20 protein-coding genes are annotated in these 21,860 nt (G+C 64.9%); 10 read left to right on the top strand and 10 right to left on the bottom strand.

Annotation, left to right across the window (positions count from 1 at the left end):
- Window positions 1-5 precede the first annotated feature (5 nt).
- From P6U29_RS25345 to P6U29_RS25325, 5 genes are all read right to left on the bottom strand, one after another.
- On the bottom strand, window positions 6-1,283 hold the full coding sequence (locus P6U29_RS25345) for a beta-ketoacyl-ACP synthase (RefSeq protein WP_407112821.1): 1,278 nt from the start codon (window positions 1,281-1,283) through the stop codon (window positions 6-8).
- 21 nt (window positions 1,284-1,304) lie between these two features.
- Window positions 1,305-2,510, bottom strand: coding sequence for a beta-ketoacyl-ACP synthase (locus P6U29_RS25340; RefSeq protein ID WP_407112820.1), 1,206 nt, complete (start codon window positions 2,508-2,510; stop codon window positions 1,305-1,307).
- Window positions 2,507-2,977 carry a 3-hydroxyacyl-ACP dehydratase FabZ family protein gene (locus P6U29_RS25335; RefSeq protein ID WP_027571684.1) on the bottom strand — a complete coding sequence of 157 codons (471 nt, stop codon included), beginning with the start codon at window positions 2,975-2,977 and terminating at the stop codon, window positions 2,507-2,509. The genes P6U29_RS25340 and P6U29_RS25335 overlap by 4 nt, the downstream gene beginning before the upstream one ends.
- A 10-nt stretch (window positions 2,978-2,987) precedes the next feature.
- Complete coding sequence (locus tag P6U29_RS25330) at window positions 2,988-3,275, bottom strand: acyl carrier protein (RefSeq protein ID WP_063700473.1); 288 nt, start codon at window positions 3,273-3,275, stop codon at window positions 2,988-2,990.
- Window positions 3,276-3,508: 233 nt separating this feature from the next.
- A complete protein-coding gene (locus P6U29_RS25325) occupies window positions 3,509-3,850 on the bottom strand; it encodes a hypothetical protein (protein WP_407112819.1) in 342 nt (113 codons plus the stop codon).
- Window positions 3,851-4,124: 274 nt separating this feature from the next.
- Here P6U29_RS25325 and P6U29_RS25320 point away from each other — a divergent pair, with 274 nt between their 5' ends.
- Together P6U29_RS25320 and P6U29_RS25315 are read left to right on the top strand one after the other, a co-directional pair.
- Window positions 4,125-4,748: a ParB-like protein gene (locus P6U29_RS25320; protein ID WP_407112818.1), complete on the top strand. Its 624-nt coding sequence runs from the start codon at window positions 4,125-4,127 to the stop codon at window positions 4,746-4,748.
- A 152-nt stretch (window positions 4,749-4,900) separates the two neighbouring features.
- The gene (locus tag P6U29_RS25315; RefSeq protein WP_198028207.1) at window positions 4,901-5,044 is read left to right on the top strand and encodes a hypothetical protein; all 144 of its coding nucleotides are present in this window, start codon (window positions 4,901-4,903) and stop codon (window positions 5,042-5,044) included.
- 99 nt (window positions 5,045-5,143) lie between these two features.
- Here the strand turns inward: P6U29_RS25315 and P6U29_RS25310 are convergent, their stop codons facing one another.
- From P6U29_RS25310 to P6U29_RS25300, 3 genes are all read right to left on the bottom strand, one after another.
- Window positions 5,144-5,647: an MgtC/SapB family protein gene (locus P6U29_RS25310; protein WP_407112817.1), complete on the bottom strand. Its 504-nt coding sequence runs from the start codon at window positions 5,645-5,647 to the stop codon at window positions 5,144-5,146.
- 10 nt (window positions 5,648-5,657) lie between these two features.
- Complete coding sequence (locus P6U29_RS25305) at window positions 5,658-6,239, bottom strand: peroxidase-related enzyme (protein ID WP_122403815.1); 582 nt, start codon at window positions 6,237-6,239, stop codon at window positions 5,658-5,660.
- A 222-nt stretch (window positions 6,240-6,461) separates the two neighbouring features.
- Window positions 6,462-8,201, bottom strand: a complete 1,740-nt coding sequence (locus tag P6U29_RS25300) for an ATP-binding protein (protein ID WP_407112816.1) — start codon at window positions 8,199-8,201, stop codon at window positions 6,462-6,464.
- Between the two features lie 423 nt (window positions 8,202-8,624).
- On the opposite strand from P6U29_RS25300, the gene P6U29_RS25295 reads away from it, so the two are divergent.
- Window positions 8,625-9,593: a catechol 2,3-dioxygenase gene (locus P6U29_RS25295; RefSeq protein WP_027571690.1), complete on the top strand. Its 969-nt coding sequence runs from the start codon at window positions 8,625-8,627 to the stop codon at window positions 9,591-9,593.
- 212 nt (window positions 9,594-9,805) lie between these two features.
- Here the strand turns inward: P6U29_RS25295 and P6U29_RS25290 are convergent, their stop codons facing one another.
- Window positions 9,806-13,336, bottom strand: a complete 3,531-nt coding sequence (locus tag P6U29_RS25290) for a molybdopterin cofactor-binding domain-containing protein (RefSeq protein WP_407112815.1) — start codon at window positions 13,334-13,336, stop codon at window positions 9,806-9,808.
- The gene (locus P6U29_RS25285; protein WP_407112814.1) at window positions 13,336-13,818 is read right to left on the bottom strand and encodes a (2Fe-2S)-binding protein; all 483 of its coding nucleotides are present in this window, start codon (window positions 13,816-13,818) and stop codon (window positions 13,336-13,338) included. Before P6U29_RS25285 ends, P6U29_RS25290 begins: the two co-directional genes overlap by 1 nt.
- A 264-nt stretch (window positions 13,819-14,082) precedes the next feature.
- On the opposite strand from P6U29_RS25285, the gene P6U29_RS25280 reads away from it, so the two are divergent.
- The 7 genes from P6U29_RS25280 (at window position 14,083) to P6U29_RS25250 (ending at window position 21,847) form a co-directional block, all read left to right on the top strand.
- Window positions 14,083-15,540: a 6-hydroxynicotinate reductase gene (locus P6U29_RS25280; RefSeq protein ID WP_407119422.1), complete on the top strand. Its 1,458-nt coding sequence runs from the start codon at window positions 14,083-14,085 to the stop codon at window positions 15,538-15,540.
- Window positions 15,537-16,433, top strand: coding sequence for a UPF0280 family protein (locus P6U29_RS25275; RefSeq protein ID WP_407112813.1), 897 nt, complete (start codon window positions 15,537-15,539; stop codon window positions 16,431-16,433). Before P6U29_RS25280 ends, P6U29_RS25275 begins: the two co-directional genes overlap by 4 nt.
- Window positions 16,434-16,448: 15 nt before the next feature.
- Window positions 16,449-17,033 (top strand): amino acid synthesis family protein, encoded by a 585-nt coding sequence (locus P6U29_RS25270; RefSeq protein ID WP_024338309.1) that lies wholly within the window; start codon window positions 16,449-16,451, stop codon window positions 17,031-17,033.
- Between the two features lie 31 nt (window positions 17,034-17,064).
- Window positions 17,065-18,267, top strand: a complete 1,203-nt coding sequence (locus P6U29_RS25265; protein ID WP_407112812.1) for an ABC transporter substrate-binding protein — start codon at window positions 17,065-17,067, stop codon at window positions 18,265-18,267.
- 201 nt (window positions 18,268-18,468) lie between these two features.
- On the top strand, window positions 18,469-20,358 hold the full coding sequence (locus tag P6U29_RS25260; RefSeq protein WP_407112811.1) for an ABC transporter permease: 1,890 nt from the start codon (window positions 18,469-18,471) through the stop codon (window positions 20,356-20,358).
- Window positions 20,355-21,146: an ABC transporter ATP-binding protein gene (locus tag P6U29_RS25255; protein ID WP_407112810.1), complete on the top strand. Its 792-nt coding sequence runs from the start codon at window positions 20,355-20,357 to the stop codon at window positions 21,144-21,146. Before P6U29_RS25260 ends, P6U29_RS25255 begins: the two co-directional genes overlap by 4 nt.
- Complete coding sequence (locus P6U29_RS25250) at window positions 21,143-21,847, top strand: ABC transporter ATP-binding protein (protein ID WP_092216451.1); 705 nt, start codon at window positions 21,143-21,145, stop codon at window positions 21,845-21,847. The genes P6U29_RS25255 and P6U29_RS25250 overlap by 4 nt, the downstream gene beginning before the upstream one ends.
- The last annotated feature ends 13 nt before the right edge of the window (window positions 21,848-21,860 follow it).

Here is a 21,860-nt window from a genome sequence, read left to right as displayed (position 1 = left end):
TCCGGTCAGGCCGGTTCGCGGGTCAGGATCAGCGAGGCGTTCTGGCCGCCGAAGCCGAAGGAGTTCGACATCACGGCGGTGACGCGGGCATCGCGCGCCTTGTTGCCGACGACGTCGAACAGGATCGTGGGATCCGGGGTCTCGTAGTTGATCGTCGGCGGAATGCGCTGATGCTCGAGCGTGAGCAGCGAGAAGATCGCCTCCACCGCGCCGGCGGCCGAGATGGTGTGGCCGACCATCGATTTGTTGGAGGTGACCGGAATCTTCTGCGCGAGCTCGCCGAACACGGCCGATGTCGTGTTGAACTCCATCTTGTCGTTTTCGGGCGTCGAGGTGCCGTGCGCGTTGATGTGGTCGATTTGGTCCGGCGTCATGCCGGCATCGGCCAGCGTCTTGTTCATGCAGCCGATGATCGGCTTCCCATCAGGAGAAGAGCGGGTGCGGTGGAAGGAATCGGTGAGCTCGCCGCAGCCGGCGATCACGCCGAGGATCTTTGCGCCGCGCGCAGTCGCCGCCTCGTAGCTTTCGAGTACCAGCGCACCGGCGCCTTCGGCCATCACAAACCCATCGCGGTTCTTGGAGAAGGGGCGGGAGGCCGCCTGCGGCGGATCGTTCTGGGTCGACAGCGCCGAGAGCAGCGAGAAGCGCACCAGCGCTTCCGGGTTCACGGTGCCGTCGGTCGCGACGCACAGCGCGGCGTCGGTCTCGCCGCGGCGGATTGCCTCGACGCCGAGCTGGATCGAGGTGGCTCCGGAGGCGCAGGCCGTGGACAGCGAGATCGGCGAGCCCTTGGTGCCGAACGTCTCGGCGAGATAGGCGGCAACCGAGCCGAACATGAAGCGATGATGATAGGCGCTGTACTTGCCGCCGCCGGAAATGCGCAGCAAATCGTCATAGGTGATGTCGAGCTGGCCGACGTCGCGGCCGAGTTCGCGACGCTGCGGCCATTCGACCTCGACCGGCGCGACCGCAAGGAAAAGGGGACCCGGGAAATCGGCCTTGGCGCCGATGCCGGCCTGCTCCAGCGCTTCCTGCGTCACCAGCTCGGCCATCCGCTCGGACAGGGCGGTGGAGGAGAACGGATCGACGCTGACGAAATCGACCGTGCCGGCCATCGTGGTCTTGAGGCCGTCGATCGGAAAGCGCGTGATGGTGCGGATGCCGGATTCGCCGGCGACGAGCTTCGCCCAATTGTCGGTCTTGCCGGCACCGAGCGAGGTCATGATGCCCATGCCGGTGACGACGACGACGGGACGCCCGAGTTTGTCGCGTGGTGCAGTCATGTCGATCCCCGCTTGAGCTAACTAAACCGCCTCGACCAGCGCCATGCCTTCGCCGCGCCAGTGTCCGGCTCCCACCACCACGATCTGGGTAGGCGCGCCCTGCATTTCAATCTCGGTCCCGGTCGAATCGTTCGGCGGGAACAGAGCACCACGCGAGATCGACAGCGCAGCGAGCGCAATTCCGAGCGGGAATTGCGTCTCCATGGCGTGGCCAAACACCGTGCCGGTCGAGCGCACCGGATAGTCGGCATGGCTCTTCAGGAAGCCGCGCTCTTCCGAGGTCGCGGGCTCGGCGCCGGTCGCTCCCGATATGATCGCGCCCTTACCCTCGCGCTTGGGCAGCTTTGCCCAAAGCTTCTCCAGCGTCGCGGCCATGTCGCCGGGCTGCTTGCGCTTGGCGAGGTCTGCGACGACGCTCGACAGTTTTGCGAACGGCTTTGCGCCGCGCGCTTCCGCATGCGCCTTCGACTCCAATACGAGGAAGGCGCCGGCCGAGCCGAGCGCAAAGCCGGGATGGTCCTTGCGCGCCCACACGGGAGCGAACTTGTCCTTCAGGTTGAAGTCGCCGAATTCATAGAGGACGAGCAAGTCCTTGCGTTCGCCATTGTGCGAGCCGCCGACCAGCGCGATGTCGCTCTCGCCCGAGGCGATGCGCGCAAGCGCAATGCGGGCGGCGTCGGCGCCGGCGACCTCCTCGCCCATGAAGGTGCGCGATGTGCCCCCCAAGCCGTGCACGATGGCGATGTTGCCGGCGAGCAGGTTGGAGAGCTGGGCCAGGAACAGCGTCGGCCGGAGATCGCTCATCAGCCGCTCGTTGAGGAAGCCGGGCGCGTTGGCGCCCTTGGCCTCGGCCGTCAGCACGCCACTGTCGACGTTGAGATCGCGCTCTCCGCCGCCGGCGGCGATCACCATGTCGATCTTCGATAGGATGTCCTTGTTGCCCTTGATGCCGGCGGAATCGAGCGCAAGACCGGCGGCATAGGTGCCGATGCGCTGCCAGGCTTCCATCTGGCGCTGGTCGCCCTTCTTCGGGATCTGGCTGTCGAAGGCAACAGGCATCAGCGGGTGCACGACGTAGGGTGCGAAGCCCTTCTCGTCGACATTGATGCGCTTCTCCTGAAGCGCGGCCCAGTTGGCGTCGAGGCCTTCGCCGAGCGAGGTGGCAAGCCCAATGCCGGTGATCCAGACTTCGGTCTGGCCCGGCTTCGAAGCGGGAGTGTCAGTCATGGCGATACGGCCTGTTGCGGAAATCCGACGCGCTTGGCGATCGCGTCCATGTGGGAGCGCATATCCGCATTGGGGAAGGGGATCAGCGTGAAGGTGAGCGCCGAATTCGCGCGCAGCTTGCCGCCGACCCTGATCTTGGCCTCGGTCATCGCGTAGCCGGAGCCTTCATGGGTAAGGCTCGCCTCGATGCTCATGAGATCGCCGGGAAAGACCGAGCCGCGGACCTTGGCTTCCTTCACGGCGGCCAGGATCGGCATGCGTTCGAACTTGAACACGCCGAGCTGAAGCCAGCCCGAGGCCTGCGCCATCGATTCGATCAGGAGCACGCCGGGCATCAAGGGATAGCCCGGGAAGTGTCCCTCGAAGATGGTGCTTTCCTTCGGGACCTGCGCTTCGACGACGATCGTCTTCTCATCGACCTTGAGGTCGACGATGCGATCGATCATGTGGAAGTATTCGAGTTGCATGACTGCGCCCTTAGGCGCTCGTGCCCTTGGCCGCAACCAGTTCGTCGATGCGAGCGCACAGATTCTTCAGCACGAAATACTGCTCGGTGGTCGCCTTGCCGTCGTTGACCTCTTGAGTCCACTTTTCCAGCGGCAGCTTGATGCCGAACTGCTTGTCGATCGCGAACGCGATATCAAGGAAATCGAGGCTGTCGATGCCGAGGTCATCGATGGCATGGCTATCGGGCGTGATCGTGTCGCGCGGGATGTCGCAGGTTTCAGCGATGATCGTGGCGACCTGATCGAATGTGGAAGACATCACTAAGCCTTTGATATATTGAGGGTATTTGTCAGATTGTCCAGAGTGGCACGGTGGGTGGGCATCGCGCCCCTGATGACGCCCTCAACCCCCCTCTGGCCGGGTCGAAAGCCCGTATATCGGAGCGCCGCCCTGAGTTCAATGGAGCCGGGCGGGGCTCAAGGGGACAGCGAGGGACAGGGTTGGGGATGCCCGCTGGGACCCTTCCGCCGAGGAGCCGGCACCGGCCGGTCCTAAATATGCGGCGTCGTGATCTTGACGCAGTCGCGGCGGCCCATCAGCACGCAATCCTGGGTCCGCCGCAGGTCGGCGATGCTGACCGCGAGCCAGATTCCGATCGCGGTCAGCGCGATGGTGAAGGCCAGCGCCGCGATGTTCGCGAGCATGCGTTGGCGGAAATTGTCGGGCTCGGCGCGCGGCTGCTCGTAGCGCGACAGGTCCAGCCGTTCAGGTGCGACGCGCAGCGGTTGCGCGGTGCCGCTGCCGCGCTGGGCCGTCTGTGAAGGCGAGGTGCGCGGCCTGAACTGGAGCACCCGGTGCTCGTCATCAGAGCTTATGGGCCGCTGCTTGTTCATGGGGCGGGGATCACTCCGAAGCAGCGATTTAGATAGCATACGTGAGGAGCGCGTTGCAGAAAATCTTCTCAATGCTCGCGTGCATTTGTGCGTTCGCACTATTTGTGCACGGCCTGGCGTGGAGCGATCGGGGAACCGGCCGTCGATACCTCGCCCCTCCGGCATCGACTTGTGATCTCCGCGTCCTTTCCGAACGGATTTTGTCCCCGCAGGGCCCATGGCATAGTCGCGGGAACCCGGACCATCAGCTGCAATATGTGAGGACCTTTCGATCATGACCAATACGCGCGAGCCGCGAGTGCATCCTGTCCCCATCCTGTCGCTCCGGCCAACGCAGATGACGGTCGGCATGCGCGAGGTCAAGGAGAAGCGCAAGCGCTGGCGCGAGCACGACAAGTCGAAGCAGGCCGACCTCCTCGGCAAGCACATGATCCCCGTCGTCTACGGCCCCGACTTGCGCTACTACGTGATCGACCATCATCATCTCGGCCGCGCGCTGCACGATGAAGGCGTCAAGGAGGTGCTGGTGACCATCGTCGGCGACCTCAGGATGGTCGAGCGCGAGGCGTTCTGGGGCGTCATGGACAACAAGCGCTGGGTCTATCCTTACGACGCCAAGGGCGAGCGGCGGTCGTTCCGCGACCTGCCGAAATCGGTCGCCGACCTCAAGGACGATCCGTTCCGCAGCCTTGCCGGCGAGTTGCGCCGCATGGGCGGCTTCGCCAAGGACACCACGCCGTTTTCCGAATTTCTGTGGGCTGACTTCCTGCGTCGACAGGTCTCGCGCAAGGCGGTGGAAGCCAATTTCGATAAGGCGCTCGAGAGGGCGATGGCCGCGGCCAGAAGCAAGAATGCGATCTATCTGCCCGGCTGGTGCGGTCCGGCGGACGATGATTAGGGCAGTGGCGCCCTGGCAGCACGAAACGCATCACATCACGGTCTCTTGAGCGAAATCATTTTCCGTCCCCGTGAAGTGGTCCTGAAACAGGGCCGTCCCATGTCTTTTGGGTCTCGAGTCCTTTGGGTCTCGAGCTCACACAGGAGGCCGGAATGCGCCGTCTGGTTTTTGCCGTTGCCTTGCTCGCCGTCGCCTCAGCAGGAATCTCGGCCTCGTTCGCCGCAGTTCACCACGCCAAGACATTGACATTTGCCGAGCGCTTTGCCCCGGCGCTCGAGTTGATGGCGAAGCGCTAGCGGCTTGGCGGCCGGACACGCTTGATCTTGCGCAATTCGCGGCGCCGATGCGCTGCCACGGCCCGAGCCGCGCACTCCGCTGCGTCGGCGGCTTCGGCTCTAGCCGCCTTCCCGGTGAGCCGTGTTCGCGGAGCCCTCCGGCCGGTGCGGATCCTCTTTTCCACCGAGAGCGCGGTGCAGCCAGCGCTCGATGCGGCGGCCGACTGTGAGCAGCACGAAGGCCAGCGCCAGGGCGATGCCGACGATCCTCCATTGCCCGGTACCGCAGATAATGCCGAGGCAGGCGGCAAGGAACGTGCAGGCCGCACTGGTCAGGCCGCTCACGCGCAAACCTCGGCTCTCGTGGACGATGACGCCGGCCCCGAGAAAGCCGATCCCGGTCAGGATACCCTGGATCACCCGGCTCGCCGCATCGTTGATTCTGCCGGGCTCAGCGAACTCGACAGCGAGCAGCACGACGGCCGCGGTGGAGAGCCCGACAATGCCGAGCGTCTTCAGGCCGATCGGCTTACCCTGCAGATCGCGATTCAGACCGATCGCGCTGCCGGCGAGCGTCGCTGTGCCGAGGCGCAGCAGGATTTCGGGCCAATCGAGCTCGGTCATGTCTTGCCCGTCACGTCTTCGGCAGTCGTCCCATCAGATAGAACTCCTCGTTTGGCCGCATGCCGGTGAAATTCGCCAGCCGGTTCGACAGCGCGAAGAAGGCGGAGATCGCGGCGATGTCCCAGATGTCGTCGTCGCTGAAGCCGTGGGGCGCGAGCGCGGCGAAGTCGTCCTCGGAAATCCGCTGCGCGTCAGCCGAGACCTTCATCGCGAAATCGAGCATTGCCTTCTGCCGCGGCGTGATGTCGGCCTTGCGGTAGTTCACCGCGACCTGGTCGGCGATGAGCGGGTTCTTGGCGCGGATGCGCAGGATCGCGCCATGCGCGATCACGCAATACTGGCACTGGTTCGCCGCCGAAGTCGCCACCACGATCATCTCGCGCTCGGCCTTGGTCAGGCCACCGTCTTTCTCCATCAGCGCATCGTGATAGGCGAAGAAGGCGCGGAACTCGTCGGGACGATAGGCCAGCGTCAAGAACACGTTCGGCACGAAGCCGCTCTTCTCCTGCACGGCGAGAAGCCGCGTGCGGATGTCGCCGGGGAGCGTGTCGAGGGCGGGAGCGGGGAAGCGTTGCGCGGCGGTTTTTGTCATGGGCGTGGATCCCGGCTTGGGCCGCAACCATAGTCGATGCGGGTGGCGGGCTCAACGTCGTGCGATATTCTGCTCTCGTGCCCCGGACGTAGCGCAGCGCCTCTTTGGCGATGCGCTGCAGAGCCGGGGCCCAGAAAGTTCGAGAGCGATGATCGCGGCGTGGGTCCCGGCTCTGCGCAGCAGCGTTGCACGCTGCTGCGCGTCCGGGACACGAGGGACTTACTACCGCAACGGCTTCTTCAACAGCGAGAAGCGGTCGGGATCGAGGCCCATCGACGGTTGCAGCATCGGTGCTTCGAGGTTGGGCATCATCTTCGCCGGAGGCGCCGAGAACACGGGATCGTTCGGCACGTCGCGCTGCGAGGTGGCGCCGCGCCAGCGTTCGAGCACCGCGCCGACGAAATGCATGTCGTGGCCGGAGGTGACCGACGGCACGCTGGAGATGGTGGCTTCGCCGCGGGGCAATTGGTGCGGCGGCACCTCCTTGAAGCGCAAGCGCGTCGGCAATGCCACGCCTTCACCGAAGGCCAGCACCTCGCGGGTGCCGAGCGAGGGCACGAAGGACAAAAGGTTCGCGGCGGCGTCCGACACCGCGGCGCGCAGCAGCGCCTGGTCGCGGTCGTTGGCAAGGCGCATCGTGAACAGCGTGTTGCATTGGGAGATGATGGTGGCGTCGAGCTCTGCGGGGCGCTGGGTGATGAGACCGAGATAGACGCCGTATTTGCGTCCCTCCTTGGCGATGCGCGACACGGCCTTGCGGGTCGGACCGAAGCCGATGTTGCGGTCGGCGGAGGCGTACCGATGCGCTTCCTCGCACACGAACAGCAGCGGCGAGACGCCGTCGCTCCACAGGCCGAAATCGAAGGCCATGCGGCACAGCACCGAGACGACGGAATCGATGACCTCGGCCGGGAAGCCGGCGAGCTGCATCACCGTCATCGGCTTGCCGTTTGCGGGCAGGCGGAACAGATGGCTGATCACCTCGGCCATGGTGTCGCCGCCGACATTGGCGTTGTCGAACATGAAGGCGTAGCGCGGGTCGTTGCGCACGGCCTCGATGCGCGAGATCAGCTTGTGATAGATGATGCGCGAGGAACGGTTCTCGAGCTTGCCCATGCGCTCGTCGATCAGCGACAGCAGGTCGACCAGGCGATAGGGCACCGGCGTGTCGACCGTGTAGCCGATCTGCTTGGGATCGATGCGCTTGAGGCCGATGCGGTCGGCGTTCTGGTACTGGGTGTAGACGCCCTTGGCGAGCGGGATCACCTCGGCGAGGATGTCGAGCTCCTCGGGCACGCCGGCGCGGCCGCCGAACAGCACGTCGACGATTTCCTCGAAGTTGAACAGCCAGAACGGCAGCTTCAGGTTCCGCGGGTTGAGCACCAGTGCGCGGTCGCCGAAACAGCGGCCATATTCGTTGTGCACGTCGAGCAGGAAGATGCGCAGGTTCGGCCGCGCCTTGAGAATCTCGTTGAGCAGGAGCGAGACGCCGGTCGATTTACCGACGCCGGTCGAGCCCAGCACCGCAAAATGCTTGGACAGCATTTCCTCGACATCGACATAGGCGATGACTGAGCGGTCCTGCTGAAGGAAACCGACATTGATCTGGTCCGAGCCGGTGGGCGCGTAGATCGTACGCAGCTCCTGGCTCGTGATCAGGTCGACGGCATCGCCGATGGTTGGATAATTGGTGACGCCGCGCTGGAATTTGGCCTTGTCCGCGGCATTGAGAATCTCGCCGAGCAAGTCGACCGAGGCGATGGCGATATAATTGTCGGAGCTGGACAGATTCTCGCAGGAGACCTCGGTGATCATGGCAACGATGACCGAGCTGGCGCAGCGAATGCTGACGAAGCGGCCGACGGTTGCCCGAACTTCCGAGATCGGCATCCGGCTTTCAGCCAGAAGCCCGACCCGGGCGAGCGATCCGCGAACCGAAATCACGCGTCCAAAGGATGTCACGATTGATGAACCTGGCAGGAGCAAGGGATTTGCCCTGACTATGCGCGGCCGTCGCTGCACAAACGGTTAAACGCCGGGCGCGCCCGCTCCGTCAAATCCGCGACAATTCAGCCAATAGATTTGTTCCTGATGCATATTTGCGGGGTGAAATTGACGAAAAATGCTGTTTTTCCAGCCTAATGGATCGAGGGGCGGCCTTAAGGAAGATTTTACCATTCGGGCAGGCTCCGGTTCGGAGCACCCGTCGGTCCGGCTGGCCCCGCCCGTCATTCCAGCTGGGGCATGGTGGCGATTTGTTGACGAGACCTAATCATTTGTACATTAGTACAAATGAACTCACTGCCCTCGGCGCCGTTGCGCGACGTTGCGCCCTGCGTCGCGCCGTCCGGTACGGCGGATCGCGCTACGTCCATGGAGGAAATCATGCAGCCCGAACCGATCCTCGATCTCGCTCATCTCGGCCATATGGAGCTGCTGACGCCCAAGCCCGATGAGAGCCTGAAATTCTTCGTCGATGTGATGGGCATGACCGTCAGCGGACAGAAGGGCGAGTCGGTCTACCTGCGCGGCTGGGACGACTACGAGCGCTATTCGCTCAAGCTCACGGCGTCGAAGACGTCGGGCATGGGCCACATGGCGCTACGCGCGCGCAGCCAGCAGGCGCTGGAACGTCGGGTCGCCGCGCTGAAGGGCTCCGGTTTCGACATCGGCTGGATCGACGGCGACATGGGGCAGGGGCCGACCTTCCGCTGCCGCGATCCCGACGGTCATATCGTGGAGCTCTATTACGAGACCGAATGGTACCAGGCGCCGCCGGAGCTCAGGCCAGCGCTGAAGAACCAGGCGCAGCGCTTTCCCGCGCGCGGCGTCAATGTCCGCCGGCTCGACCATCTCAACTGCCTTGCCGTCGACATCAAGGCCAACCGCGAGTTCTTCGAGAACTATCTCGGCTGCCGTCTCACCGAGCAGATCGTGCTCAATGACGGCCGCGAGGCGGCGATGTGGCTGACCATGTCGAACAAAAGCTACGACTTCGCCTATTCGCTCGACCATTCAGGCGTGCCGGGCCGCTTCCACCACGTCACCTACGCGCTCGACAGCCGCGAGGAGATTCTTCGCGCCGCCGACATCTTCCTGGAGAACGGCGTGCACATCGAGACCGGCCCGCACAAGCACGCGATCCAGCAGACTTTCTTCCTCTATGTCTACGAGCCCGGCGGCAACCGCGTCGAAGTCGCCAATGCCGGCGCGCGCCTGATCCTCGCGCCGGATTGGAAGCCGATCGTCTGGACCGAGGAGGAGCGCAAAAAGGGCCAGGCCTGGGGATTGAAGACGATCGAGTCGTTCCACACCCACGGCACGCCGCCGGTGGAGGTGAAGAAGCACGGCTGATTGGAGCCGGATGAAATGAGGGGATGCTCATTCTGGGTTCACCTCTCCCCAGCGGGGAGAGGTCGGATTGCGAAGCAATCCGGGTGAGGGGGCGCAACGATCAGTGAGATTGTAACCCCTCCCCCGGATCGCATCTCTCGATGCGATCCGACCTCTCCCTACGGGAGAGGTGTATGACCGGCTTCCATCGATTCAATTCAAACGTATCGCGCCTAGTGTGGAGACGATCGCACGCGCGCGATCGTCTCGCGAACGCCGGTCCATGCCGGCTTGTCCGGCGCGAACTGCCTGCGCAGGAAGGTGACGAGCTCCTCGACCTGTGCGTCGCTCAAGCTGTTCCTGAACGCCGGCATGTAGCCGAGCTCGCTCGAGACGGGCTCGGCGATGCCGTGCAGGATGATTTGCACGAGATTGTCGGATGTCGCGCTGTGCAGGTTGGTGTTGAGCGCGAGCGGAGGCCTGGTGCCGAATAACGGCAGACCGCCGACTTCGTGGCAGACGGCACAGGCGCCCTGATAGAGGCGCGCACCGGCGGAGGATGCGACGGTGACCTGGGTCGCACTCTCGAGCCTGGTGGCGAGCGCATCACGCGCCTGCTGGTCGGTCGCGGTGTCGTTGAACGAATGGAGATAGATCGCCATCGCGCGGATGTCCTCATCGGGCAGGGTCTTGAGATCCCTGACGATCGGCGCCATCGGGCCGGCGGCGACGCCGTGATAGCGTGAATGGCCGGTGCGCAAATAGGTGTAGAGCTCATCCTCGCTCCACGGGATGGGCGCGTGCGAGAGCGAGGTTAGCGCCGGCGCTTCCCAGCCCTCGGCGAAGCCGCCGGCGAGATAGGCCTCGCGCTGCTCGGCGCCGAGCGCGTTGCGCGGCGAATGGCAGGCGCTGCAATGGCCGAGGCCCTCGACGAGATAAGCGCCGCGATTCCAAGCCTCGGATCTGGCCGGATCGGGCTTGAACTCGCGCGTCTGGTGGAACAGCACGTTCCAGCCCGCGAGCAGCGGGCGCAGATTGAACGGGAAGGCGAGCGTGTTGGCGGGTGTCGCCGCGCGCACCGCAGGCTGCGCCATCAGGTAAGCGTAGAGCGCCTGCAGATCGGCCTCGCTGGTCTTTGAAAAATGCGTATAGGGGAAGGCGGGATAGAGCTGGCGGCCATCGCGATGCAAGCCGTCGCGCATCGCCCGCTCGAAGGCGGGGTAGGACCAGGCGCCGATGCCGGTCTCGACGTCGGGCGTGATATTGGTCGCGTAGATCGTGCCGAACGGCGTCTGAAGCGCGCGACCGCCGGCATTGAGCGCGCCGCCAATGTTGGTGTGACATTCCGCGCAATTGCCGAGCGCGGCGAGCTGCTCTCCGCGCGCGATCGTCGCGGCGGAATAGACCGACGCGTCTGGCCGCGCGATCGGCGCGATGGCGCGTCCCGGCAGCAGCGCCGCGCCAATGCCGATCGCGGCGGTGCAGACGGCCGTGACGGCCGCGAAGATGCCGGCGCGTTTGGCGAACGGATTCTGCCAGATGCGAGCCGGCTGCGACGTCGCGGGGGCGGGCAGCGCCTGTGGCGTCGCCGGCGCATCGCCGTGCAGGCCTTTTAGGATTCGCTCGGGCGTGAACGGCGGCTCGCGGAAGCGCACGCCGGTGGCATCGAAGATTGCATTCGCGATCGCTGCCGCGCTCGGCACCGAGGCGGATTCGCCGACGCCGAGTGGTGGCTGGTCCTGACGCGGCAGCATCAGGATATCGATCTTGGGCACGTCGGGGAACGGGATGATGGGATAGGCGCCCCATTCGCGCGCCGCCACCGCGCCGCGCTCGAACGAGACCTCCTCCATCAGCGTGCGGCTGGTGGATTGGATTACGTTGCCGTGGATCTGGTGGCGGACGCCGTCGGGGTTGATCATCAACCCGGAATCCTGTCCCGCCACGACGCGTGTCACACTGACGTCGCCAGTCGTCTTGTTCACTGCGACGTCGGCGACCCAGGCCGACCATGCCGCGCCATAGCCGGGAAACTTGCTGTGGACGTAGAGCGCATAGGCAAAGCCGCGTCCGTGCACGACCTCGCCGTCCTTCTCCTGTCGCACCGGACGCGGCGTCCAGCCGGCGCGTTCGGCGACCGCATTGACCAGGTCGACCGCGCGCTGGTCCTTCAAATAGCGAAGACGATATTCGATGGGATCGACGCCGGCTTCGGTTGCAGCCTCGTCGATATAGGATTCATGGGCGAAGGTGTTCGGCAGTGCCGAGACGCCGCGGAACCAGGAGGCGCGCACGATCGGCGGCATGTCATGGGTAACGACGCGCATGTTGTCGTAATCGTAGGGCGGGATCGCGGTGCGGTCGCCCATCTGGAGCACGACGGGATCGGGCGAGATGCGACCGGTCAACAGCAGTGCCAGCGTCGGCGCGCCGTTCGAGGGATAGCGCGTGGCGAGATCGTAGGCTGCGATGCCGCCGTTGGGATCGAGCCCGCCATTGACGTCGATGAGCTGCGCCGTGCCTTTGGGCTCCCAGGCGTGCTCCTGCTCGCGCGTCAATTGCACGCGCACGGGCCGGCCGACCGCGCGCGACAGCAGCAGCGCGTCGGCGGTGACGTCGTCGGCGCAGTTGCGGCCGTAGCAGCCGGCGGCCTCTAACCGGACCACCTCGATCTCGCTCTCGGGGCGCTCGATCAGCAGCGCCAGATCGCCGCGCAGTACGTGCGGGTTCTGCGTGCCCGACCAGACGCGGATATTGCCATTCGTGTAGTCGGCGACCGCGCAGGAGGGGCCGATCGAGGCGTGCATCTGATACGGCCAGACGTAAGTGCGCTGCATCGGCTTGGCCGCGCCTGATATCGCCTTGTCGACCTCGCCCTTGTCGATCAGCGTGCGCGGCGTCGACGGATTGGCGCGCAGCGCGGTCTCGACATCGGCAAGGTCGGTCAGGGTCGGCGTCGGCTTCCAGCTCACCTTGAGCTGCTCTGCCGCGCGGATCGCATTCTCCTCGCGCTCGGCGACGACGCCGATGAAATCGCCGATGCGCACCACGGCTACAAGGCCAGGAATGTCGCGCACCGAGGACTCGTCCACCGCAATGAGGCTAGTGCCGACGAACGGTCCGGCATCGACGCCGGCATAGGGCGGGCGCACCACGCGGCCGTGCAGCATGCCGGGCACGCGGATGTCGTGCACGAAGGTCAGCTCGCCCGTGGCCTTGGCCGGCAGGTCGACACGCGGCACCGACTGGCCGACGATGGCGTAATCGCCGACGGACTTCACCGTGACATCATTGGCAAGCTCGAGGCGAATGGTCTCAGCGCCGATCAGCTCGCCATAGCTGACGCTGCGGTTGTCGTGGCCACGCACGAGGCCGTCCTCGATCCTGAGATCGGTGGTCGGCAGCTCCAGCCGCTCGGCCGCGCGCGCGATCAGGAAGTGTCGCGCCTGCGCTGCGGCCTTCCGCAAGGGAACGGCGGTGATTTGGATGGTTTCGCTGGCGATCGTCGCGCCCTGATTCGGCACCACGGCCGTGTCGCCGAGCACCACGACGACGCGGGCAAAGGAGACGTCGAGCTCTTCGGCGACGATCTGCCCAAGCGCGGTGCGAATGCCGGTGCCGAGGTCGACATGGCTGTTATAGGCGGTGACCGAACCGTCCGCGGTGATGCGGACGAAGGTCTCGGATGTGATCTCGTCGATCGTGCGGGCGACGATGAGCGAACCCGATGGCCGCTCAGCTCCGTTCGAAACAGGGAAGGCCATCAATCTGCGGCCTCGGTGAGCCGGCCCGACGCGCGCATCACGGCGCGCAGAATCTCGACATGCGTGCCGCAGCGGCAAAGATTGTAGCGCAGTGCCGCCAGTGCCTCCTGCTCGGTCGGCCGCGGATTGATTGCGAGTAGTGCCTTGGTGGTCATGATCATGCCGTTGAGACAGTAGCCGCATTGCGCGGCTTGCTCGTCGATGAAGGCCTGCTGCACGACGTCGGGCTTGTCGCGGGTGCCGAGGCCTTCGAGCGTCACGATGTCGCGGCCGGCGCAGCCGCTCACCGGAATCACACAAGAGCGCGCCGCGGCGCCGTCGATCAGGACAGTACAGGTGCCGCATTCGCCGAGACCGCAGCCATATTTCGGGCCGTTGAGCGCGAGGTCATTGCGCAACACGTAGAGCAGCGGCGTGTCCGGCGCTGCTGTGACCTCGTGGATCCTGCCGTTCACGCTGAGGCGGATCAGTGTCTGCGTCATCCTCGTTCCCAAGCCCGAGACCAATACCAAGACCATGCAATCGCAAAATTCGACGCCGCGACGATACCGTTTGTACACAAACGTGCAAGCCGTGCATGCCGCACTGCAGCGCGATTGCCTCCTTTGTGGACAGAGCCGGTGGGCAAATGAGGTTTTATGCGGCAGTGGCATCTTTTGCGCTGCACCGCCGCTTGACAGCCCCGGGGGACCGCGCGCAACATCGTTCGTATACGAATGATAACTGCAGTGTCCGCCGGCTCCGACATGGTGACTGAAACGACGAGCGCCGTCATCGACAAGATCCGCTGCGATGCTTGCCCGGTGATGTGCTACATCAAGCCGGGCGCGGCGGGCGCCTGTGACCGCTATGCCAACCATGACGGCAAGCTCGTCCGCGTCGATCCGCACGTGATCCTGGAGCGCACCGTCTCGCATGGCGGCAAGCTCGTTCCGTTCAGCCGCACGGAAGACTGGGACGGCAAGATCGTCCACGAACCTTCAACTTTTGTGACGGCGATCGGCGCGGGCACCACCTATCCCGACTACAAGCCGGCGCCGTTCATCGTCTCCGCGGAGGTCGACGGCGTCGACATGGTGACCGTGGTCACCGAGGGCATCTTCTCCTATTGCGGCATCAAGGTGAAGATCGACACCGATCGCTATCTCGGGCCCGAAACCGCGACCGTGCGCGCGCAAGGCGAGGCGGTCGGCCACGTCACCACCAGCGAATACGGCTCGCAGATGCTGTCGCTCGGCGGCGTGCATCATCTCACCGGCGGCTCCAAGAAGGAGGGGCGGGTCACCTGCGACACGCTGATGGACCTCGCCAATTGCAAGGCGGTGGAGCTGACCATCGATGGCGGGGCGACCGTGGTGGTGCAGGCCGGGCAACCGCCGATCGTCAACGGCGTCAAGGAAGAGCGCATGCGCGTCGGCTGCGGCTCGGCGACGATCGGCATGTTCGCCAAGCAATGGCATGGCAAGGTGGACGAGGTCGTCGTGGTCGACGACCACATCACCGGCGTGCTCTCTGAGCACCAGGCTGGCAAGCTGCTCGACATTCCCGACACCGGCATCAAGATGAAGGGCCGGCGATCGACACCCGGCCGTTATTTCCAGGTCGCCGATCCCGGCACGGGCTGGGGCGGCACCAACATCTCCGATCCGCTCTCGATCATCGGGCCGTTCGACGCCAAGGAAGCAAAGCCCGGGCTGACCATGCTGATGGTCTCCACCACCGGCGAGCATTCGTCCTTTTATGTGCTCGACGAGGCCTTGAAGCCGGTCGAGACTGAAATGCCGGCCGATTTGAAATTCTCGGTCGAGCGCATCCAGGAAAATTGCGAGCCGGCGCTGTGCACGGTGCTGTTCATGGCGGGCGCGGGCGGTTCGCTGCGCGCCGGTGTCACCGACAATCCGGTGCGGCTGACGCGCTCGGTGAAGGACGCGCTGACGCGCGTCACCAGCGGCGGCGCGCCGGTTTACGTCTGGCCCGGCGGCGGCATCACCTACATGGTCGATGTGACGCAGATGCCTTCAGGTGCGTTCGGCTATGTTCCGACGCCGGCGCTGGTTGCGCCGATCGAGTTCACGATGAAGCTGTCCGACTATGCCGCGCTCGGCGGTCACATGGATTACGTGAAGCCGCTCTCGGAAGTGCAGAACGGTGACGATGTCCGGCAGTTGTCCTGGCAGAACCCGATTCCGGGGCCCCGAACATGACGAGGCGCCCGCAAATCGCATTGCTGTCTGATGGCCGGCGGCTGCATTTGCAGGATGGACCGATCGATCTGATCGTGGAGGCGAGGGGACGTACGGATGCGGTGCGGGCCGCCTATGAGGCTGCGGCGCTGCGGTTCACCGGATTGCTCGACGAGCTTTGCGCGGAGCTACCGCAATTGCGGTCCGCCGCTGAGAGGCGGACGTCGCTGAAGGGCGTCGTGGCGCGGCGGATGCACGCCGCGGTGGCGCCCTATGCCGCTGATTGCTTCATCACGCCGATGGCGGCCGTTGCCGGTAGCGTGGCGGAGGAGATTCTGGGCGCAATGCTGGGCGCTGCGACGCTGGATCGGGCTTACGTCAACAACGGTGGCGACATCGCGCTTCATCTCGGCGCCCACGAGCATTTTTCAGTCGGCTTGATGGATAGGCCTGACCGCGACGGCGTGATGCGGACGATGAGGATCGATGCGGATGACCCGGTGCGGGGCGTCGCCACCAGCGGCCGGCACGGCCGGAGCTTTTCGCTCGGCATTGCCGACGCGGTGACGGTGCTGGCGGCAACCGCTTCGCAGGCCGATGCGGCAGCGACCGTGATCGCCAATGCCGTCGATCTGCCCGGGCATCCTGCCATTGTTCGGCAGCCGGCGAACGAGCTCCAGCCCGACAGCGATCTCGGCGGCCGTCTTGTTACCCGCGACGTCGGTGAATTGTCGCCGAATGAGATCGCCGCCGCGCTGGAATCTGGCGCGGAATGTGCACGGCAATTGTTCGATCGTCGACTGATCGAGGGTGCCGTGCTGCAGCTTTGTGGTGATATGCTTGTCATCGGAACCAAGGATATAGAAGAGCAACGAACGCGCCCGCTTGTGCTGGAGAACGCGGTCTGTGCCTGAACGGGGAAGCGAAACATGAGCGCGATCATCCGCAAGATCGTCACCGTCGTCGAAGAGACGCAGATGGAGATGGGCCGGCAGGTCTCGCCGCCGACCCGGCGTGCGGCGGCGATCGCCGTCATCGAGAATCCGTTTGCCGGAAAATATGTCGAGGATCTTTCACCGCTGATCGCGATCGGTGAGGAACTCGGCGAGCTCTTGTCGAAGCGCGCGGTGGCGGCGCTCGGCATCGATGGTGCGAAGGCGCAAAGCTACGGCAAGGCTGCGGCTGTCGGCGAGAACGGTGAGCTGGAGCACGCCGCCGCGATCCTCCACCCCAAGATGGGCGCGCCGGTGCGCAAAGTGCTGGGCAAAGGCGCGGCGCTGATCCCCTCGTCGAAGAAGCGCAGCGGGCCGGGCACGACGCTCGACATCCCGCTCGGGCACAAGGACGCGGCCTTCGTGCGCAGTCATTTCGACGGCATGGAAGTGCAGATCAACGACGCGCCGCGCGCCAACGAGATCATGGTCGCGGTCGCCGTCACCGATAGCGGCCGTCCGCTGCCGCGCGTCGGCGGGCTGACGGTTGCGGAGATCAAGGGCGAAGACGGCTTGAGATAAGACACGTAAAGAGTTCAAACTGGAGATTGGGATGCGAGCAAGAAATACTATCGTCGGCGCGGCCTTCGCGCTTCTGACGAGCGGCATGGCTCATTCGGCCCTGGCGCAGGACATCAAGATCGGCGAGATCAACAGCTATTCGCTGTTGCCGGCCTTCACCGAGCCCTATCGCAAGGGATGGCAGCTCGCGGTGGAAGAGGTCAACGCGGCGGGCGGCATCAACGGCAAGAAGCTCGTCGTCATCTCCAAGGACGACGGCGGCAAGCCGGCGGACGCGCAGACCGCGGCCAACGAGCTCGTCTCGAGCGAGGGCGTTGCCATGCTCGCGGGCACGTTCCTGTCGAACATCGGCCTTGCGGTCTCGGACTTCGCCAACCAGAAGAAGGTGTTCTTCCTCGCGGCCGAGCCGCTGACGGACGCCATTACCTGGTCCAAGGGTAACAAGTACACCTTCCGCCTGCGTCCCTCCAACTACATGCAGGCGGCGATGCTGGTGGAAGCCGCCAGCAAGCTGCCGGCCAAGCGCTGGGCGACGATCGCGCCGAACTATGAATACGGCCAGTCGGCGGTTGCCGTGTTCAAGAAGCTGATGTCGGAGAAGCGCCCGGACATCCAGTGGGTCGACGAGCAATGGCCGCCGCAGGGCAAGATCGACGCCGGCCCGGTGGTGCAGGCCGTTGCCGCCGCCAATCCCGAAGCGATCCTCAACGTCACCTTCGGCGCCGACCTCGTCAAGCTCGTGCGTGAGGGTAACACCCGCGGCCTATTCAAGGGGCGCGAGGTCGTCTCCTTCCTGACCGGCGAGCCCGAATATCTCGATCCGCTCAAGGACGAGACGCCCGCGGGCTGGATCGTCACCGGCTATCCCTGGTACTCGATCAAGACGCCCGAGCATGACGCGTTCCTCAAGGCCTATCAGGCCAAGTACAACGACTATCCGCGCCTCGGCTCGATCGTTGGCTACCAGACCATCAAGTCGGCGGCCGCGATCCTCGCCAAGGCCGGCTCGACCGATCCGGAGAAGCTGATCGCCGCGGCGGAAGGGCTGTCGATGGGCTCGCCGTTCGGCGAGATCACCTTCCGCAAGATCGATCACCAATCGACGCTGGGCGCTTTCGTCGGCAAGACCGCGCTGAAGGACGGCAAGGGCGTGATGGTGGATTCATCCTACAAGAAGGGTGCGGACTACCTGCCCAGCGACGCCGAAGTCGAGAAGCTGCGTCCGAAGGATTGATGTCTTCCTTCTCCCTCGCCCCGCTTGCGGGGAGAGGGTCGGGGTGAGGGGGAGCCTCCGCGAGGGAGGTGACAGTGAGCCCCGCGGAGACTCCCCCTCACCCGAATTTGCGCGTTGCGCAAATTCGACCTCTCCCCGCAAGCGGGGAGAGGTGAACCAAGACCCGCGTGCCAGCGCACGCAATACCAACCCGGACCGCCGATGGCCTTTTATGTCGTACAGTTTCTGACCGGTCTCGCCAGCGCAGCGTCGCTGTTCCTGGTGGCGTCGGGCCTGTCGATCATCTTCGGCGTGACGCGGATCGTGAATTTCGCGCATGGCGCCTTCTACATGATCGGCGCCTACATCGCCTTCACGCTCACCGAGCGCCTTTCCGGCGCCTTTGGCTTCTGGGGCAGCATCGTGCTGGCCGCGCTCGCCGTGGCGCTGATCGGCGTCATCGTCGAGATGGTGCTGCTCCGGCGCATCTATCATGCGCCGGAATTGTTCCAGCTGCTCGCAACCTTCGGCCTGACCTTGATGGTCGAGGATCTCGTGGTCCTGATCTGGGGGCCCGACGACCTCGTCGGCCGTCGCGCGCCGGGGTTCAAGGGCGCTATCGACTTCTTCGGCCAGAACATCCCGAGCTATGACCTGTTCCTGATCGTGCTCGGTCCGGTGGTGCTCGGCATTCTCTGGCTGCTGTTCCAGCGCACGCGCTGGGGTGTACTGGTGCGCGCGGCGACGCAGGACCGCGACATGGTCGCCGCGCTCGGCGTGAACCAGAAGTGGCTGTTCACATCAGTGTTCGCGGTCGGCGTCTTCCTCGCGGCTCTTGGCGGTGCGCTCCAGATCCCGCGCGATGCCGTGCATCACGCCATGGATTTGCGCATCATCGTCGAGGTCTTCGTCGTCGTCGTGATCGGCGGTCTCGGCAGCATCGTCGGCGCCTTCGTTGCGGCGGTGCTGGTGTCCGAGCTCAACGCCTTCGGCATCCTGATCTTCCCGAAGATTTCCATCATCCTGGTCTTCCTGGTGATGGCAGTCGTGCTGATCGTCCGTCCCTGGGGCCTGTTCGGCAAGCCGGAGGCGGCCGCGCGCAAGACGCCGGGTCTCACCGTCAATCCCTGGCGGCCGCTAACGTCGAATGAGCGGCTGGCGGCGCTTGTGGCGCTGGTCATCGCGGCGACGCTGCCGCTATTCGCCGGCAACTACGCACTCACCGTCGGCTCGGAGATCGCGATCTTCGTGATCTTTGCCGTCAGCCTGCACTTCCTGATGTCGGTCGGCGGGCTCGCGTCGTTCGGTCACGCGGCCTATTTCGGGCTCGGTGCCTATGGCATCGCCTTCCTCGCCAAGATGGCGGGACTGCCGATGATCGTCTGCCTGCTGCTCGGGCCGCTGCTCGGCTGTCTGGGCGCCGCGGTGTTCGGCTTCTTCGCCGTGCAGCTCTCCGGCGTCTATTTCGCGATGCTGACGCTCGCCTTCGCGCAGATCGTGTGGTCGATCGCGTTCCAGTGGGTGAGCGTGACCGGCGGCGACAACGGCATTCTGGGTCTCTGGCCGTCGAACTGGGCGGCGAGCCCGTCGCATTTCTACTGGCTCGCGCTCGGTATCGCGGCGCTCGTCACGATCGCCTTGCGGGCCATGGTGTTCTCGCCGTTTGGCTACGCACTTCGTGCCACGCGCGACTCGCTTCTGCGCAGCGAAGCGATCGGCATCGATGCCAAGCGCATCCAGTGGACGGCCTTCGTGATCGCGGGCACGACTGCCGGCATCGGCGGCGCGCTGTTCGCCTATCTCAAGGGCAGCGTCTTCCCTGACAACCTCGGCATCTCGCTCTCCGTCGACGCGCTGGTCATGGTGCTGCTCGGCGGCGTCGAGACGGTGTCGGGCGCGGTGATCGGCGCGATCGTCTACAAGGCTTTAAACATCTGGCTGGTGAGCCAGACCGATCTGTCGAAGCTCGTGCTCGGCGGCTTCATCATGCTGATCGTTGTCGTCTTCCCCAAGGGTATCGTCGGCATGCTGGAGGTGCTGGCGCAGCGCCGCAGGAAGTCCTCGCCGCCGGGATCCCCCTTGCTTGCCAAGCCGATCGAGTCCGCCGAATGAGCGTCGCATCTCCACTTCTCGCGGTCGAAGGCCTGACCAAATCCTATGGCGGCATCCATGCGGTGCGCGGCGTGTCCTTCTCGCTGCAGGCCGGCGAGATCCTGGCGCTGATCGGGCCGAACGGCGCGGGCAAGAGCACCTGCTTCGACATGCTCAACGGCCAGAACAAGCCAGACTCAGGGCACGTCCGCCTGCTCGGCGAGGAGATCACAGGCCGGAAGCCGCGTGAGGTCTGGCGGCTCGGTGTCGGGCGCACGTTCCAGATCACTGCGACCTTCGCCACCATGACCGTGCGCGAGAACGTACAGGTCGCGTTGATCTCGCACGGGAAGCAGCTGTTCAATCTGTTCGGCTCGGCGCCGAAGTTCGACCGCGGCGAGGCTGGCCGCCTGCTCGAACTGGTCGGCATGGGCGGTTACGCAGACCGTCCCTGCGGCGAGCTTGCCTATGGCGACCTCAAGCGGCTCGAGCTCGCAGTCGCGCTCGCCAACCAACCAAAACTGCTCTTGATGGACGAGCCGACTGCGGGCATGGCACCTCGCGAGCGCGTCGATCTGATGCGGCTGACCGCGCGCATCGCGCGCGAAAAATCGATCGGCGTGCTCTTCACCGAGCACGACATGGACGTGGTGTTCGAGCATGCCGACCGTATCATCGTGCTCAACCGCGGCACGTTGATCGCCGAGGGCTCGCCGGCCGAGGTGCGCGGCAATCCGCAGGTGCAGGCGGTCTATCTCGGCGAGGGCCTGGTCTACGATGCCCGCCATCGCGAGGGAACATCGGCATGAAGCTCTCGGTGCAAGACCTCAACAGCCATTACGGTCCGGCCCATATCCTGTTCGACATCGGCTTCGAGGTCGGCGAGGGCGAGGTAGTCGCGCTACTGGGGCGTAACGGCGCCGGCAAGTCGACGACGTTCCGCTCGATCGTCGGTCTCGTGGCGCAGCGCTCCGGCCGCATCATGTTCGAAGGCAAGGACGTTTCGGCGAAGCCAACCCACGAGATCGTGCGCGAGGGCCTCGGCTACGTGCCGGAGGAGCGGCGCATCTTCACCGACCTGACGGTGGAGGAGAATCTCGAGGTCGGCCGCCAGCCGAAGCGGCCGAACGCGCCGCACTGGACGCGCGAAAAACTCTTCGCGCTGTTTCCAAATCTGGGCGAGATGAAGAACCGCCCGGGCGGCCGCATGAGCGGCGGCGAGCAGCAGATGCTCACGATCGCGCGCACGCTGATGGGCAATCCGTCGCTGGTGCTGCTGGACGAGCCGTCGGAAGGTCTGTCGCCGAAGATCGTGGAGCAGATGGTCGACGCCATCCTGACCATGAAGAAGGAAGGCGTCAGCATCGTCGTCTCCGAGCAGAATCTGCATTTCGCGCGACTGATCTCGGATCGCGCCTACATCATCGAGCGCGGCCGCATCTGCTTCGGCGGCACCATGGCCGAGCTCGACGCGCGTCCGGATATCCGCGACGCGCATCTGTCGTTGTGAGGGCGGGGAACGG

Origin of the sequence: Bradyrhizobium sp. LMG 9283 (assembly GCF_045571415.1) — a bacterium.
In the GTDB taxonomy this organism is placed as follows: Bacteria; Pseudomonadota; Alphaproteobacteria; order Rhizobiales; family Xanthobacteraceae; genus Bradyrhizobium.
This window is presented reverse-complemented; position numbering and strand designations above follow the sequence as displayed.